General features: G+C 47.1%; 18 protein-coding genes, 1 pseudogene and 1 riboswitch. Of the genes and pseudogenes, 12 read left to right on the top strand and 7 right to left on the bottom strand.

All coding sequences use genetic code 11. The features are described 5' to 3' along the window. Positions 1-64: 64 nt before the first annotated feature. A complete protein-coding gene (locus CHH53_RS02395; protein ID WP_095214529.1) occupies positions 65-1,105 on the top strand; it encodes an LCP family protein in 1,041 nt (346 codons plus the stop codon). A 15-nt stretch (positions 1,106-1,120) separates the two neighbouring features. On the opposite strand, the gene CHH53_RS02390 is transcribed toward CHH53_RS02395, so the two are convergent. Further along, entirely contained in the window at positions 1,121-2,002 is an 882-nt protein-coding gene (locus CHH53_RS02390) for a diacylglycerol/lipid kinase family protein (protein WP_095214805.1), read from the bottom strand. Between the two features lie 125 nt (positions 2,003-2,127). Here CHH53_RS02390 and CHH53_RS02385 point away from each other — a divergent pair, with 125 nt between their 5' ends. Continuing rightward, positions 2,128-2,496, top strand: coding sequence for an ArsR/SmtB family transcription factor (locus CHH53_RS02385; protein WP_340082199.1), 369 nt, complete (start codon positions 2,128-2,130; stop codon positions 2,494-2,496). Positions 2,497-2,525: 29 nt separating this feature from the next. Continuing rightward, complete coding sequence (locus CHH53_RS17855; RefSeq protein ID WP_340082909.1) at positions 2,526-2,627, top strand: DUF2087 domain-containing protein; 102 nt, start codon at positions 2,526-2,528, stop codon at positions 2,625-2,627. Positions 2,628-2,739: 112 nt separating this feature from the next. On the opposite strand, the gene CHH53_RS02380 is transcribed toward CHH53_RS17855, so the two are convergent. Both CHH53_RS02380 and CHH53_RS02375 read right to left on the bottom strand, forming a co-directional pair. Further along, positions 2,740-2,955, bottom strand: coding sequence for a DUF6366 family protein (locus CHH53_RS02380; protein WP_095214804.1), 216 nt, complete (start codon positions 2,953-2,955; stop codon positions 2,740-2,742). 60 nt (positions 2,956-3,015) lie between these two features. Next, positions 3,016-4,719 carry a DNA-binding protein gene (locus CHH53_RS02375; protein WP_095214528.1) on the bottom strand — a complete coding sequence of 568 codons (1,704 nt, stop codon included), beginning with the start codon at positions 4,717-4,719 and terminating at the stop codon, positions 3,016-3,018. A gap of 214 nt (positions 4,720-4,933) precedes the next feature. Here CHH53_RS02375 and CHH53_RS02370 point away from each other — a divergent pair, with 214 nt between their 5' ends. Together CHH53_RS02370 and CHH53_RS02365 are read left to right on the top strand one after the other, a co-directional pair. Then, positions 4,934-5,587 carry a GntR family transcriptional regulator gene (locus CHH53_RS02370; protein ID WP_095214527.1) on the top strand — a complete coding sequence of 218 codons (654 nt, stop codon included), beginning with the start codon at positions 4,934-4,936 and terminating at the stop codon, positions 5,585-5,587. A 146-nt stretch (positions 5,588-5,733) separates the two neighbouring features. Further along, positions 5,734-7,077 carry a serine hydroxymethyltransferase gene (locus CHH53_RS02365; protein WP_095214526.1) on the top strand — a complete coding sequence of 448 codons (1,344 nt, stop codon included), beginning with the start codon at positions 5,734-5,736 and terminating at the stop codon, positions 7,075-7,077. Positions 7,078-7,141: 64 nt separating this feature from the next. Here CHH53_RS02365 and CHH53_RS02360 read toward each other — a convergent pair whose 3' ends face one another. The 4 genes and pseudogenes from CHH53_RS02360 to CHH53_RS02345 all read right to left on the bottom strand — a co-directional run bounded on the left by CHH53_RS02360 (position 7,142) and on the right by CHH53_RS02345 (position 9,318). Then, positions 7,142-7,903, bottom strand: a complete 762-nt coding sequence (locus tag CHH53_RS02360; RefSeq protein ID WP_095214525.1) for an SDR family oxidoreductase — start codon at positions 7,901-7,903, stop codon at positions 7,142-7,144. A 92-nt stretch (positions 7,904-7,995) separates the two neighbouring features. After that, positions 7,996-8,529: a GNAT family N-acetyltransferase gene (locus CHH53_RS02355; RefSeq protein WP_095214524.1), complete on the bottom strand. Its 534-nt coding sequence runs from the start codon at positions 8,527-8,529 to the stop codon at positions 7,996-7,998. A gap of 161 nt (positions 8,530-8,690) precedes the next feature. Then, positions 8,691-8,798: pseudogene (locus CHH53_RS02350) on the bottom strand (DUF2087 domain-containing protein); the annotation flags it as partial. 79 nt (positions 8,799-8,877) lie between these two features. After that, the gene (locus tag CHH53_RS02345; protein ID WP_095214523.1) at positions 8,878-9,318 is read right to left on the bottom strand and encodes an immunoglobulin-like domain-containing protein; all 441 of its coding nucleotides are present in this window, start codon (positions 9,316-9,318) and stop codon (positions 8,878-8,880) included. A 163-nt stretch (positions 9,319-9,481) separates the two neighbouring features. Here CHH53_RS02345 and CHH53_RS02340 point away from each other — a divergent pair, with 163 nt between their 5' ends. The 7 genes from CHH53_RS02340 (at position 9,482) to CHH53_RS02310 (ending at position 15,307) form a co-directional block, all read left to right on the top strand. Beyond that, positions 9,482-10,543, top strand: coding sequence for a YeeE/YedE family protein (locus tag CHH53_RS02340; protein WP_158221455.1), 1,062 nt, complete (start codon positions 9,482-9,484; stop codon positions 10,541-10,543). Between the two features lie 14 nt (positions 10,544-10,557). Beyond that, positions 10,558-10,782 carry a sulfurtransferase TusA family protein gene (locus CHH53_RS02335; RefSeq protein ID WP_095214522.1) on the top strand — a complete coding sequence of 75 codons (225 nt, stop codon included), beginning with the start codon at positions 10,558-10,560 and terminating at the stop codon, positions 10,780-10,782. Between the two features lie 115 nt (positions 10,783-10,897). Continuing rightward, positions 10,898-11,002: riboswitch (TPP riboswitch) on the top strand. Positions 11,003-11,083: 81 nt separating this feature from the next. Then, the gene (locus CHH53_RS02330; RefSeq protein WP_369819852.1) at positions 11,084-11,692 is read left to right on the top strand and encodes a YkoF family thiamine/hydroxymethylpyrimidine-binding protein; all 609 of its coding nucleotides are present in this window, start codon (positions 11,084-11,086) and stop codon (positions 11,690-11,692) included. Then, positions 11,689-12,267 (top strand): ECF transporter S component, encoded by a 579-nt coding sequence (locus CHH53_RS02325; protein ID WP_095214521.1) that lies wholly within the window; start codon positions 11,689-11,691, stop codon positions 12,265-12,267. Before CHH53_RS02330 ends, CHH53_RS02325 begins: the two co-directional genes overlap by 4 nt. Further along, the gene (locus tag CHH53_RS02320; RefSeq protein WP_095214520.1) at positions 12,264-13,871 is read left to right on the top strand and encodes an ABC transporter ATP-binding protein; all 1,608 of its coding nucleotides are present in this window, start codon (positions 12,264-12,266) and stop codon (positions 13,869-13,871) included. The genes CHH53_RS02325 and CHH53_RS02320 overlap by 4 nt, the downstream gene beginning before the upstream one ends. Then, positions 13,864-14,601, top strand: a complete 738-nt coding sequence (locus CHH53_RS02315) for an energy-coupling factor transporter transmembrane component T family protein (RefSeq protein WP_095214519.1) — start codon at positions 13,864-13,866, stop codon at positions 14,599-14,601. Before CHH53_RS02320 ends, CHH53_RS02315 begins: the two co-directional genes overlap by 8 nt. Before the next feature lie 43 nt (positions 14,602-14,644). Next, positions 14,645-15,307, top strand: coding sequence for an SOS response-associated peptidase (locus CHH53_RS02310; protein WP_095214518.1), 663 nt, complete (start codon positions 14,645-14,647; stop codon positions 15,305-15,307). Positions 15,308-15,593 lie beyond the last annotated feature (286 nt).

The raw sequence follows: 15,593 nt of genomic DNA, 5'->3' as shown, positions 1-15,593 counted from the left end.
TCGGGGATATCCAAACATATTTTGACAAAATTCCAGATTAGCAGATTAAAGGAGAAACACATACATGCCAAATGATGAAAGAAAGGAGATGCGCCGCTCACGGAAAAAGCGGAAGAAATCCCGCAAGAAGCGCATCATCCGCAATATATTTCTGATTGTTTTACTTTTGATTCTCATTCCGGCAGCATATGCTGGTTATCTTTATGTAAAAGCCGGGAATTTGGCCGATGATTCCTTCGTGGACGATGGCCGGGAAAAATCCACGCTGCGTGACAGTGCAGTAGATCCTGCAAAAGATAGCGTCAGTGTCCTCTTCATCGGATCCGATTCCAGTGCCAAACGGGAACAGGATAATATCGGCAAACGATCCGATACGATGATTCTTGCCACTTTCAATAAAGATGATAAAAGCATCAAGATGCTGAGCATCCCGCGTGACACGTACACCTATGTACCTTATTTGGAACGCAATACAAAAATCAACGGTTCATACAATGGCGGCCCTACTGCCACTGCCGAAGCAGTGGAAGAACTCCTTCAAGTGCCGGTTGATTATTATATCGATGTGAATTTCGAGGCTTTCATCAGCGTAGTCGAAGCTTTGGGCGGTATCACAGTCGATGTGCCATATGAATTGAAGGAAATGAACTCCAAGGATGAAAAAGGCGCCATCCACTTACAGCCCGGTGTCCAGACATTGAACGGGGAAGAAGCCCTGGCCCTGGCCCGGACAAGAAAACAGGATAGTGACTTTGCCCGCAATGATCGTCAGCAGCAGATCATCGAAGCGATGATGGATAAAGCGACGGATATGAGCTCTGTCCTTAAATATTCAAGCCTTCTCGACGCTGTCGGCAATAACATGACGACGAATATGACATTCGATGAGATGAAGAGTTTCATTTCCTATGGCGTAAACAATGATTTGACGATCGAAAGCCTGAAATTGGAAGGGCAAGGCGGCAACGGAATCGTCCCCGGCTATAATGCCTATGCTTTCCTTCCCGATCCAACGTCATTGGCCAATGCCACACAGGAATTGCGTGACCAGCTGGAGCTCCCTGCCCTCGATGCTTCAAGCTCAACTACGACAACCTCACCTTGACAAGGTGAGGTTTTTTCATACCTCCTTTGGTACGATGACATTTATTTCCCCCGGCAAGACTTCGGCTGTAAAAGGCAGCGGCTCCCCTTCATCTCCATCGATATTGACGACAAGCTCTGTATCGGAAGCGACGCTGATGTTACTTAATTGAAAATAAGCCACTTGCTCATTGGATGCCAGATTCCCTTTAATGATGTCAGGTATCAGCTTGACCGCCTTCGGAATGGATAACTCCTCCAGAATGAAGACATGGAATAGATGGTCATCCACTTCCGCCAGATCCGCAAACTTCTCGAGACCTGCGACGGAATTAGTCAGCGCAACCAGCAGCATATAAGCTTTGCCGCCATAGACTTCTTTTTCATCAGAATGGATTCGAATACCAAAAGGAGTTTTATCACGGAACGCCTTGGCCCCCTCCATCAAATACGCAAAATGACCATACTTGCTTTTCTCTTCTGGTGTGACATCATACACAGCTTCCGCAATCACCCCCACAGCAAGTACGTTCATAAAATATCTATTTCCCAATTTGCCAACATCGACTGCTTTCGTATGATACTCCTCCAGTAAAGCCAGTGCCTGTTCAGGCTTACGAGGAATGTTCAAGGCACGGGCAAAATCATTCACAGTGCCAAGCGGAACAAAAGCAAAGTCGGGCTTTTGACTTTTTTCAGCCAAGCCATTGATGCATTCATTGATTGTCCCATCACCGCCCATTGCCAGCAGTGTCTGATATGTACCATCACAAGCAGCTGCAGCGAATTCGGTCGCATCTCCTTCTTTTTCCGTGTACTTTATCACCACTTGCTCATGCCGCTTTCCAAGTAACGCCACTGCTTGTTCCTCGTACTGCATTGCCTTTTCCTTCCCCGAGGAAGGATTGATGATGAGCATCGCCCGCACAGTTTCCGCCTCTTTCCTTTTTTCTTTTTTATACCCAAGACCGGAACGAACGAAACCAAAATATATTTGACGTCAATCTAATTAGATAGTAATTGAACCAAAAAGGAGATGAAAAGATGCAGCTCGATAAATTAGTCCGATTCCATAAAGCTGTAGGTGATGCCACACGAATGCGAATCATTGCCTTATTGAAGCGAGGCCCGCTTCATGGGCAGGCAATCGCACATAAGCCTGGCTTAAAAACCCCCACTATAACGCAGCACATGACAAAGCTGCGGGAGGATGGCATTGTCTTTCAGCACAGGGATGGCAATACTATCTATTTTCACTTGGACGAACAGCGTCTGGAAAAACTTGCAGCCAGCATCCTCCATCTCGGGAAGGAAAGAATCCATCCAAGCTACCAGATCAATACAGAAGAAAAGCTGGAGCCAGTCAAAAACTTTTTCATCTCGGACGGTAAGCTGACACAATTGCCAGCATAGCAGAAAAAAGAGCAGTGGTCCTGGCTTATATGATCCAGCACCTTAAAAGACATCATATCTATGAAGAGCAAGAACTGCATGCTTACATCCAGCAATATCATGATGATCATGCAACCATCCGCCGTGAATGAATCATGCATCATTTCTTATAGCGCGACGGCATTAAGTATCAGCTCAATCTGGAAGAAATGTGGCCAGCCTCTTTTTAAAGCAGCTTCTTTTCCAGCATCAATTAGATATATTTCAAGTTTTCAGGAATAATAATGCCGCCGTAAAAACCATCAATACAATCAGGCTGATTCCTGTCACTTTCCAGCCCAAGCCGCCGACCAAATCAGCGAGATTGCCATTTTCATTCTTATTGAATGCATCGCTCACATTGCCAGCTGGATTCTGTTTCACTTCTTCTTGCCTCAATCTTTCTCTCCATATTTCCGGAGTTTCTGTTTCTTTACTCATACCAGCGCCCCTTTTCTTTGAACAAAGCCAGCTTTCGTGATGAAAGCTGGCTTCTATCATTCAATCCAATCCCTCAATGGATATTTGTTCGATTGTGGCTGCTTTTGCCCCGTCTTGCACCGCAGCTTCAAAGCTTACTTTGTCGCCTTCCTTCAGGAAGATTGCGTACGGTGCATCGGTTGAGTTGATACTGTAGATGACATCCTGATCTTTCAGCAGGAACTGGACCGTTTTCGCCCCGGCATCATTTCCGGAAATATAAATTCGATTCACTACCCCGCTCACTTGCTGCATCGGTGCATCCCCAGTCGATTCGGCAGTACTTATATCTGCTGCGAGCTGCAGCCGATACGCTTCCAATGTGCTTTTTGCATCATCGCCGAAGACGACATAGTCGGAATCATTCGCGCGCACATACGCATACTGCTTGAAGATCCCATTGGAATCGAGCACACTGATCACCCAGGTCGGATTGCCATCGATATTGTACAGAACAGGCATCTTCCCTTCCCATTTCTTTTCGGGATATTCTTTTTCGACGACTTCGACAGCTCCCGAAGAGTCCATGATGCCATTGTTCTTCTCCCCGCCGTAGAATGTCACTTCCCCGGTACGGCCATCGACCATCGAATAACCAAGCGCAGAGTCGATATTCTCCTTCGGTGATTTGAAGTCAGTGAAGTACTGGATACTGCCGTCCTCGGCAAAAACAGCTGTGACACCGTGCTCCGTGCCATTATCATTCGGTATTTTCACACCTGCTTTCCCGAAATGACGATTCCAGAATCCGCCGCTGTACTCTCCGTAATATGTGTTCAGCTTGCTTGCCATTTCTGGTGAAATCGTGTTCTCGATGAAATCAGGAGCCTGGTCGGCGTCATATATATCAGACTCTCCATTATACGGATTGACCACGACGACCTGGATATCGTCACCATTCGCCTTTCGAGTGAATAATTTCGGCTGGTAAACAGTCTGGACGTACCATGCCTTTCCTTCTTCATCGACCTCCAGCCGTGCCTCTCCTTCCTGGATATAGGCAGGATAACGAGAATAGATGATACGCTTCAGATCCTTATGAAAATAGGCCGACGGCACATAGGATAATTCATCTTCGACAAACTCTGGCTGCGCGCCGAGATCGGTCGCATCAATGACAAAGTACCCCGTTGTTTCCCCGCCTTTCAGCCATTTAAAAAACCCATCGAATTCAACTGGAGCGATATATTCATTCGTTCCGCCCACCGTCTGCGTCTGAAGGCTGCCGAGATGATAAAGCTGGGTATCCGGCACGACACTCATTTTCTTATTCATCTTGTTCCGGACCGAGCTGGGCGCAATTGCGATGGGTGTCTTGTCCTCATCCAGCGGCTTGGCTTCTTCCTCACTCGATTTGACGACATGATCATATGTCGACTGATACACAGCAAAATTGGCAATCACACAAACGACCGCCCCGATAACAAGCAACGCTAATAGTACGCCCGCAAGCGAAATGCCTGCATTCCTCTTTTTCTTTTCGGCTTGTTTGCCGGCCAGGAGCCCAAACGCAGCGAAAAATATACCGATTGCGTTCAGCCATAGGATATTTTGAATGATGAATGCTGGTAAAACGAAATAGATAGTGATGAGCAGTACAAGGTAAGCTGCAATGCCTGCAGCTAAGTATTGCTTAAGCTTTGCCCTTCCCCCTCCAGCTGCCAAATCCGCTAAAGCGATCAGGATAAAGCCCGTAAGACTGGCTAATGCAATAAGAAAAATCATCCTGTTCCTCCTTTTGAAGTCATACCGCTTATACGGTATAGAAGACAGAAATGTTTCACATATATCAAATAATGTATTCGTAAAATGGCTGAAGCATAATAAGTCAAATGAAAGCAGGGAAGTTCTTAAGTCCTTGCCGGCTGAATCGAATTTTATATGGACAAGGACAAAACGCCACTCTGTTCATCGCTCTCAAATGTGATATATTGATTTTATGAAAAGTATAAATCAAATCCCTCGCATATCTTTACGTGATCAAGTGTATCAGCAACTAAGAAACGCAATCATCAATTTGGAACTGGAGCCTGGTGAGCGCGTGAATGACAAGCTATTGGCAGAAGAATTCGGTGTCAGCAGAACCCCTGTCAGAGAAGCATTCAAACGATTGGAGGATGAAGGTTTAATCATTTCTTCCCCTGGTTCTGAAACAAAGGTCAGCCTGGTAGACAAACGGCAAGCCAAGGATGCTTTCACCGTCGTGGCCTCCCTCCACGAGCTGGCAGCCCGCCTGGCAGTTCCCCATTTGACGGAAGAACATGCTGTACATATGCGGAAAATAAATGCCGATTTTGAATCTGCCATTAAAGAAGAAAAGCGATTGGAGGCGATCCAGCTGGACGATCGATTCCATGAAGTGATTCTCAGAGCATCCCGTAATCCAGAGATTATGGTAGCGCTGGAGCGGCTGATGCCTAAGATCAGGCGGCTGGAACTTTTGAAGTTCAATGCATTCGATGGCATGAATTCGGTAAAACAGCATCATGCTATCATCCAGTCGATCGAAAAGGATAAAAGCGATCTTCCAGGATTACTGAAACAAAACTGGCTGAGTTTATCCAGTCAGCTTACCAGCGACACCTCCAGTTAAAGCTGCTTTCCTCAAAGCAGCTTTTTTGCATTTAATTGGTAATTTTTCTTACAAACTAATAGTACGGCAGCTTATTCCATGCTATGATGACACAAAACCACCAAATTGATATATTGGTTTTAGGTTTTAAAGAAAGGGGTTATTTCATGGTTACGATCAGTGAACAGGTTCAGCAGCATGAGGTACATGATCCATCCGTTCTGCAAAGGGCACGTGATATACTCAACAATTGCGCCTCTCCCCGTCTCATGCAGCAGGAAGTCATCCATGCAGTACAGCGAAATGCCATCTGGCGCGGAGAGGAATGTCTTAACCTTCTTGCTCCCGAGGCACCGACAAGCCCCACAGTCAGAAACCTTCTGGCATCAGAAGCTGGCACCCGAGCTGCTGAGGGCCATATCGGCCCCACCCAGCGCTGGTTTGCCGGAACCACTCATATCGACGAAATTGAATCGCTCTGTGTGGAATTGCTGAAAAAAGTTTTCAAATCAAATTATGCAGATCACCGACTTGTCGCAAGTATGCTTGGCAACCTGACAGTTTACACAGCATTGACCAAGCCTGGTGATGACATCATGACGATCCCGCAACCAACAGGCGGTCACTCCAGCAATCGTAACGACGGTCCTGCGGGTATACGCGGCTTGAATATTCATGATGTTCCGATGGATCCCGCAGAATTGACAGTTGATTTGGATGCTTTCAAAGCAAAAGCACGTGAAATCAAACCCAAACTCGTGGCACTCGGAGCATCCATGACATTATTTCCCTTCCCTTTGAAAGAAATGTCCGCCATCGTGGCAGAATGGGGCGGAAAAATATTCTTTGATGGTGCGCATCAGCTCGGCCTGATCGGCGGCGGACAATTCCAGGATCCACTTCGGGAAGGTGCTGTGATCATGACTGGCTCTGCCGGTAAAACATTCAGCGGACCGCAAAGCGGCATCATCGTATGGAATGATCCAGAAATCAATAAATCGGTAACAGATGCCATCTTCCCGGCTTTGGCTGCAACACATCAAGTGAATCGAGTGGCTGCATTAGCCGCAGCGGCAGCAGAATTCCTTGCTTTTGGCGAAGAATATATGGCACAAATTGTCAAAAATGCACAAGCCTTGGGGACTGCCCTCCAGGAACGAGGGCTGACGATGCTCGGAGCCCATAAAGGCTTCACCCGCACACATCAGGTCATTGCCGATGTCCGTGCTTTTGGAAACGGACTGGACATCGCCAAAAAACTCGGACAAGCGAATATCATTACAAATAAAAACCTCATTCCGACTGACCGGCCTGAGGATTGGGATTATCCAAGCGGTTTGCGCATCGGGACGACTGAAGTGACCAGATTAGGGATGAAAGAAAAAGATATGGACACAATCGCAGATTTCATTTTAGCTGTATTGGAGGATAAAAAAACACCGGAAAAAATCCGGAAAGAGGTCATTGAATTCCGTAAACCATACCAGAAAATCCATTATTGCTTTGATTGATGGCTGCATGATAAAAGGACCCTATGGTGAACATGACTGTTCACCATAGGGTCCTTCTTTCGCTTTATTGAATCGAGCCCTTCATATTCTCGTACATACCAGCGACAGCTTCATCGATTTCTTCCCTGGTCATTTTCCTGGCTTTTTCGGATCGGGCGTAGCCCATTTCCAAGCTGCCTGCTTCCATTTGTTCAAATATCGCATCGGCAAACTCATCCACCGGGGTTCCGAATGTGTGCAGCCCTACGCCGCCCAGATCCGTATTCACTGCTGGAGGCGCCACCTCGATTACTTGGACAGAAGTGTCGGAGAGCTGGTGTCTGATGCTGACCGTAAAGGAGTGCATTGCTGCTTTGGTAGCCGAATAAATCGGTGCGATCGCCATTGGCGTAAATCCTAAGCCGGAAGTGACATTAATGATAGCTGCAGCATCTTTCTTTGCGAAATATGGCGCAAACAGCATGGCAAGATGCATCGGCGCCTCGATATTCGCTGTTATTTCTTGATTGAAATAACTCCAGTTATCTTTCGCATCAGCTGTCAGAATATTATAGCGCTGCTGGATTCCCGCATTATTTACAAGTACATTCACCTCTGGATGGTTTTCTGTCACCCAATCGAACAGCTCGATGCGATCTGTTTCCGATGAAACATCCGCCACGCGTGTGATAAGATCCGGATACTTTTCCTTTGCTTCCTGGAGTTTTGCTTCCCGGCGTCCGCAAACGATCACCTTGCTGCCAGCTTTGATGAACCTTTCCGCAAAAGCAAAACCGATCCCGGAAGCTCCGCCCGTGATCAATACTGTATTTCCTGACAAATTCATATCCGTCCCTCTTTCCCATATATCCTTGATAAGCCTATTTATTTTATCCTAGATACAATTCAGTCATCAAATAATCCGTCTTACAGTAAATCTTAGTCGGCAAATATCTTGTCAAAACAGAAATACAACTGATTATTCACCGGCTTGGATTCGAATATAATCTTCCCAACTTTTACATAGCCTTTTTTCTCGTAAAAACCCAATGCATTTCGGTTCTTGGAAAAGGTGTCCAAGCGAATACCGGCATACCCTTGTTTCAATGCCGTTTCCTCGGCGAATTGCAGTATTTTTCCTCCATATCCTTTCCCTTGTGCCTCAGGATGTATACAAAAAGTGTGGAGAATTAAATTGCTGCCTTTTTTGCTGCGCCAATCCACTCTCTCCCATTCCGGGGATTCCCATTCATTCAATACAACCGCTCCCAGGACTCGTTCCTCTCTTTTCAGTACATATAATTCCTTGGCTTCAATTTTTTCTTTAAAGTAAGTCAGGTTGGGATAGTTTTCATCCCATTGAAATATCCCGCTTTTTTGGAGTTCCGCATTGCTTTCATCAAATAATGTTTGTATGGAATGCAAATCCATTGATGTAGCTGACTCAATGGATGCCTTATTCGCTTTGTTCACGTTTGCCCACCTTCTTCTCAGCAGCCATTTACATAGCCGGAAAGGATATTCTTTGTTGGAAAGCTGTCTTCTGATGTTTAGTATGACACCGCACTGCTAAATAATGTCGATATGATGAAAAAGAGGATCTCAGCCAAGCTGCAAGAAGATCTTTTCGTGCATTAGAAAATGATTGGCCGCACTGCTTCAGGATGCAGTTCATACACATTGTTTTCCCTCCGCATGAACCGATGCACGATCCATTCCCTCCTCATGGTGGCATAATCATCATGAAACTGCCTTCCAGAGCTTCTTGGATGGCTGTCTTATCATCCCACGAAATATGCTGATCCTTCCTTGTTCGGTAACTTAATTCCCGACGGTGAATTCATCATATACAACTATTCCCTTCCCATCTGATGAAAGCTCCTTTATCAGCCGGTAATCACCCTCGGTGAATCTGTGATCAAGGAGGTCCGTTTCAATGGATCCTTCGCTATTGGTACCGGGCTCAATGATCCAGCCATCCGATTGGACTGCACTATCCCTTTTAAAAGGAACTTGAAACCATTTTTGTTGTGCGTCATCATATTTTTCTATCACAAAATCCCGTCCCTCCGCCAAGGTTAAATCACTTTCATTCATAACTACGTAAGGTATTTCAATAGGAGCAGCAATGGTGCTGTCTTTTATCTCAAGTGATATGGACGGATTCGTTCCGCTTATGCCATTTCCATATCGACTCGGTTCCAGCTCTCTTGCGCATCCGAACAAAACCAACAGCAAGAACAGCAAAATGAATCGCTTCACCCCAACTACCCCCTTTTGACCAACTTTATCACAATTTTCACTTAGCAAAAATAACCATCACTCGTCAAATTCAGAATAAACCAAAATTAGGGGTTGATTCTGAGGGAGGGAAGCATTATCATAAAAACTTATAAGAATACTCGGGTTAAGAAGGGGTGTTTCGATGATCCAAATGATCTTAACAGGCTTGTTATGCGGAGCCCTGCTTGGCTTTGTCATGCAGCGGGGCCGTTTTTGTTTGACAGGCGGCTTTCGCGATATGTATTTAGCGAAAGATAACCGGATGTTTTATGCCCTGCTGATTGCAATTGCCATTCAAAGTATCGGCGTTTATACATTGATCAGTTTGGGAGTTTTTGAATTCAGTGCAGGTACACTGCCCATCATTGCGGTAATCATCGGTTCTTTCATCTTTGGTATCGGTATTGTTTTTGCTGGCGGCTGTGCAACAGGCACTTGGTATCGTGCCGGGGAAGGTCTGATCGGCAGCTGGATTGCACTGGCAGGTTATATGCTTACAGCTGCCATGATGAAGTCTGGTGCATTGCTGCCCTTGGACACAACGGTAAAAGAAGTACAGCTGGAGAATAACTCCATCGCCGCAACTTTCGGGGTGAACAATTGGATATTGATCGGCTTATTCACTGTGATAGTCGGGTTGATCGTTTATCGTACGCTGCGCAAACCACAAGTAAAGATTCCTGGTTTGAAGCCAAAAAGAACTGGTCTGGCACATATTCTATTCGAGAAGCGCTGGCATCCTTTCATAACGGCAATTCTCATCGGGCTCATTGCTATCCTGGCTTGGCCATTGAGTGTTGCTGCCGGACGCATCTCAGGTTTGGGCATCACGACGCCTTCTGCAAATATCCTTCAATTTTTAGTGACAGGGGAATGGAGCTTCATCAACTGGGGTGTCTTCCTTGTGCTTGGCATCTTCATAGGATCTTTGTTCGCAGCAAAAATGAGCGGTGAATTCCGGTTCAGGCTGCCTGATGTGAAAACAACCATCCAAAGCTTCAGCGGCGGAATCATGATGGGCTTCGGTGCAGCCTTAGCGGGCGGCTGTTCGATCGGCAACGGTCTTGTGATGACTGCCATGATGACGTGGCAAGGATGGATTTCGTTGGCATTCATGATTTTAGGAACATGGACAGCTTCTTACTTTGTCTATGTACGGCCGCGTAAGAAAACCAGACAATCAACACATGCAATACCAGCATAAAGGAGTGTATTCAAATGAAGAAAACATTGGAAGTAATGGGAATGGTCTGCCCCTTCCCATTAGTGGAAGCAAAGGAAGCCATAAAAGACCTGCATTCCGGCGATGAGCTGGAGGTGCAATTCGATTGCACCCAGGGAACCGAATCCATTCCCAGATGGGCTGCCGAAGCAGGTCATGAAGTAACTGCATATGAGCAATTGGGTGAGGCCGCTTGGACAATAACGATCAAAAAGAAATAGCTTGTCAAGATTATCATCATCGACTGATGCACAACAAAAAATCAGATGGTCCAACAAGAAACCCTTTACAAATCGTTTTTCTTTTTTTACTATTAACCTATCAATTGCATAACGAGCGACGCACTGGGGGAGCTGGCAACGGCTGAGAGGAATCATGTGATTCTGACCCTTTGAACTCGATCTGGATAATACCAGCGTGGGGAAGTGCAGCCAGAATGGTCCTATTCTTTTGTGTATATTCTGCGACTGCGCCCTATGGTGCCGTCGCTTTTTTATTTGCAAAAAATCAGGAGGATTCTTTATGGAAATGCAAAATCAATGCGGAACAAGCAGAATCGCAGGCTGCAGCTTTTCGGTTTACCCGATGGCGGACAGATTCAAGGAAATCATTTTGGAGGCATTGGAAGCCGTCGATACCTCAAAAGTATGGATCGAGACGGATGATGTGACAACGCTTGTGCGCGGAAGGATTCCGCATGTATTCGATGTCACCTCTGCTATATTTTTGGCAGCAGCCAAAGACGGTGAGCATGTCGTGTTCAATGGCACTTACTCGATCGGCTGTCCTGGTGATTCTGCAGGAGATGTCTATATGGCCGAAGACGAGGTCAAGCTCAACCTTCCGACCACGGGAGGCATGAAGCTGGATACCGCATCCAAATTCTCGCTCTATCCATTAGGCGGCGGCAATTATATGGACACCATCTACAGCCAGATCGAGAATATGCGCTCTCACGGTATCGCTGTATCCAAGTCTCATTATTCCACCCGGCTTGATGGCAATGCCGTTGATGTTTTTGAAGGATTGGAGCATGTATTCACCGAAACGGAGAGCTCCGGATCTTCCCATACCGTCATGACGGTCACCATGTCAGCTAACAGTCCTTCTGCCAAGGATGTGATCAAATGAAAAGCTGGCGGATGAAGGATATTGTCGTCATGGCTGCGCTTGCTGTCGTATTCGGTATTGTGTATCTATTATTCCTGCCTGTCAACGTGGTGATGATGGGGCTTGTCGGACCGATCGGGACCGATATCATCTTTGGAGTCTGGTTCCTTGTCTCCATCGTGGCTGCCTATATCATCCAAAAACCTGGTGTCGCCCTTGTTTCGGAAACGATTGCCGGCATCGTCGAGGTGCTGATCGGCAGCAGTGCCGGTCCAATCGTCATCCTTACGGCTATCGTGCAGGGACTTGGTTCAGAAGCTGTATTTGCCATGACACGCTATCGTTCTTATCATGTGTTCGTATTGATGGGTGCCGGCGTGGGCGCCGCCATCACAAGCTTCATCTGGGGATACTTCCGCGGAGGCTTTGCCGCGCTTGATCCTTCCTATGTTGCGCTTATGTTGATAGTACGGATCATCAGCGGCGCTGTCATTAGCGGCCTGATCGGTAAAGCTATCAGTGAGGCGCTGGCTAAAACAGGAACGTTGACGAGCTTCCCGCTCGGCAAAATGCATCGCCAGCGAAAAGCAGGATGAAAAAGCCGATTCTGGAAGTCGACCAGCTGACCGTTGCCTTCGCGGAAGAAAGCAGCCCCACTTTATCCAAGTTGAGCTTTAGGATGCTGGAAGGTGACAGCATGCTCCTTCTTGGACCAAGCGGTTCCGGGAAAAGCACACTCACCTATTGCCTGAATGGTTTATATCCGAAAGAGCTCGACGGGGAAATGAGCGGTGACATCTTCTTTGCCGGTACGAATATCGAGGATTACAAAAGCGGGAAAATCAATTTGGAGGTCGGGACTGTATTCCAAGATCCCGAAACTCAATTTTGCATGCTGACGGTGGAGGATGAAATTGCCTTCGGGCTGGAAAATAAGAAGCTGCCTGCAGGAATGATGGATGCAGAAATTGATCGTGTCCTCCATCTTGTCGGTTTACAGCACAGGCGAAAGGACCGGATTCATACCCTTTCCGGCGGACAGAAACAAAAGGTGGCATTGGCAGCAGTGCTGGCGCTCCAGCCTAAATTGCTCATTCTCGATGAGCCGACGGCCAATCTGGATCCGGCTGCGAGTAAAGATCTTGTGCAAACTATCCGCCGTTTACAGGAACAACAGGATATCACGCTCCTGATCATCGAACATAATATCGATTACTGGCTGCCGATCGTCAATCGTGCTTTATTATTAGATCGTGACGGCACCCTATTCTTCGATGGTGCACTGGATGATGCCATCAATCTTTATGATGAGGAACTGGGGCGGCGCGGCATTTGGCTGCCCGAAGCTGTTCGCCTCGCCAAGCAAGCACAGCTTCCGAAGCCTTGGCCGCTTACGATCAACCTGCTTCCCGATGGTTTGCAGTTCCAGGCATCAGCAGCGGAAACAATACAATCCAGGGATAAACTCATCCGTATGGAAAATGCTGTTTTTCAACATCAAGAAAAAGTCTTGCTGAACATCCCGTCCCTCGACATCCAGCAGGGTGAATTCCTGGCAATCACAGGAAAAAACGGCAGCGGCAAGACGCTTCTTTCCAAACTGCTGACCGGTCTGCTCAAACCCAATGACGGAACAGTCGAATTTCTCGGCAAAAGACTCAGCCGCTGGAAAACGGATGAGCTTTACCGGCAAATAGGCTATGTGTTCCAAAATCCAGAGCACCAGTTCCTCACCGACTCTGTCTGGGGAGAAATTGCCTTTGGCCAGGAGATAAACGAGGGAAGAATCCAGGATATCCTGGAGGAAATTCAATTAGCTGCACAAGCTGACAGGCATCCTTTCGCCTTGAGCCAGGGGCAAAAAAGACGGCTCAGCGTGGCGACGATGCTTGTCCAGGAACCACAGCTGCTTGTCCTTGATGAACCTACATTCGGCCAGGACAGCCATACGACCGACGTGCTGATGGATCTGATCTGCAAACATCACCAGCGCGGCTGCACCATTGTCATGATTACACACGATATGGAGCTGGTCGATCGTTATGCCACACGCGTTTTGATTGTCGAGCAAGGCAGCATCGTACAGGATGACAAGCCAGGGACCATTTGGTCCACGGCCAATCTGACCGACTATGGACTCTCCCTCCCTGCCAGAGAAGCTTATCGAAAGCGCAAACAGGAGGCGAGCCTTTATGCATAACATCAACCCAAGCGTCAAAGCTGGAACCGTGACGCTTGCAGCGATCATCATCGCTTTCCTTTTTGATCCGATCGCACTCCTTCTGTATATTGGCTGGACAATCGCTGTTACATTGCTGTTCGGGAGGGTACAGATAAAGAAATATCTTCTTTATCTGCTCCCCTTCACATTATTCGCGCTTGGCATGCTGGTTTCCACACTGCTGTTTGCAAAGACACCAGAAAATCCAGCCATCACCCAGCAGTTCCTGTTCTGGGATTTGCCGAAGGAAACGGTACAGGATGCACTCGCATTGGCCATCCGCGTATTCAGCTATGCCACGCTGTCCCTGCTTTTCGTCCTGACTACAGACAAAGTGGCATTCATCTTGAGCCTGATCCAGCAATGTCGTGTTTCACCCAAGCTTGCGTACGGTATTCTGGCCGGCTATCGCTTCCTGCCATTATTAAAGGATGAGCTATCGACAATCCGTTCAGCCCATCTCATCCGAGGCGCCAGAACCAAGACCAGCCGTTTTACCAGGTACAAACAATACACCCTCCCGCTGCTGGCCAGCGCCATCCGCAAAGCCGAGCGTACAGCCGTTGCCATGGAATCCAAAGGTTTCACAGGCGAGAGGGACCGTACATTTTACCGCTCCTATCACGTACGCTGGACCGATTGGGCATTTGCCATCGTCATGTTGGGAGCCCTCCTTCTCTGTATCGTTGTTTCTGGATCGTTTCAGTAACAAGCAGAAGGGTTATACTGGATGAAAAAAAGGAGAGATGACCATGTGCGGCAGATTCACCTTGCTCACTCCCTGGGAAGAGCTCCTGCGTACATATGACGCAGTCTCTGAAATGGAAGCGCTAGAGCCCAGCTATAATATCGCACCTACCCAGCAGATTGCCGCCATCATCCACGACGGAAAGAATCGACGGCTGGGAAGCCTGCGCTGGGGACTGATTCCGCCATGGGCACCCGACAAGAAAATCGGCAGCAAAATGATCAACGCCAGAGCCGAAACACTGTTGGAAAAACGCAGCTTCAAAAAAGCCTTCCAGCACCAGCGTTGTCTAATACCAGCTGACAGCTTCTATGAATGGAAAACCGAAGACGGCAAAAAACAGCCCATGCGCATCCAGCGTAAAGACAAAACTCCCTTTGCATTCGCCGGCCTTTGGGAAAAATGGCAGGATGAGGATGGCAGCAATGTCTTCACCTGCACCATCATCACAACCAAAGCCAATAGCTTCATGCAGCAGATCCATCACCGCATGCCAGTCATCCTGCCAGCCAACGCTCAAGGCATGTGGCTTGACCGGCATGAACATGACCCAGACAAATTGCAGTCATTGCTGGAGCCTTATACAGAGGAATTGACAGCATATCCAGTATCAACGCTGGTGAATTCACCGAGGAATAATAGGGAGGAATTGATTAATCCATTGTGAAAGGAGCATGTATGAAACTGCACCCCTATCAGACTTTAGCTAAAATTGGGGGTGCTTTTCATATGGTTATTTTCGTAAATCTTTCACTCATGTTGCCAGATAACCTTCCTCATTTTAGAACAATGCCATTAATGCGTCTCAACCCTTTTCTGTTTCATTTCTAACGGATAACTCACTCTTATCCCCATAGAAAAAACACCTCCAGATCTTATTTCAGTAAAAATGGTTCTTTTTCAATCTTGAAGGTACTTTATTTGTCTAGAGCATTCCCGCAAAATAAAATCTT

Origin of the sequence: Terribacillus sp. 7520-G (genome assembly GCF_002271665.1) — a bacterium.
Lineage (GTDB): Bacteria > Bacillota > Bacilli > Bacillales > Amphibacillaceae > Terribacillus.
The sequence above is the reverse complement of the archived record's forward strand: the minus strand, read 5'-3'. Positions and strand labels throughout refer to the sequence as shown.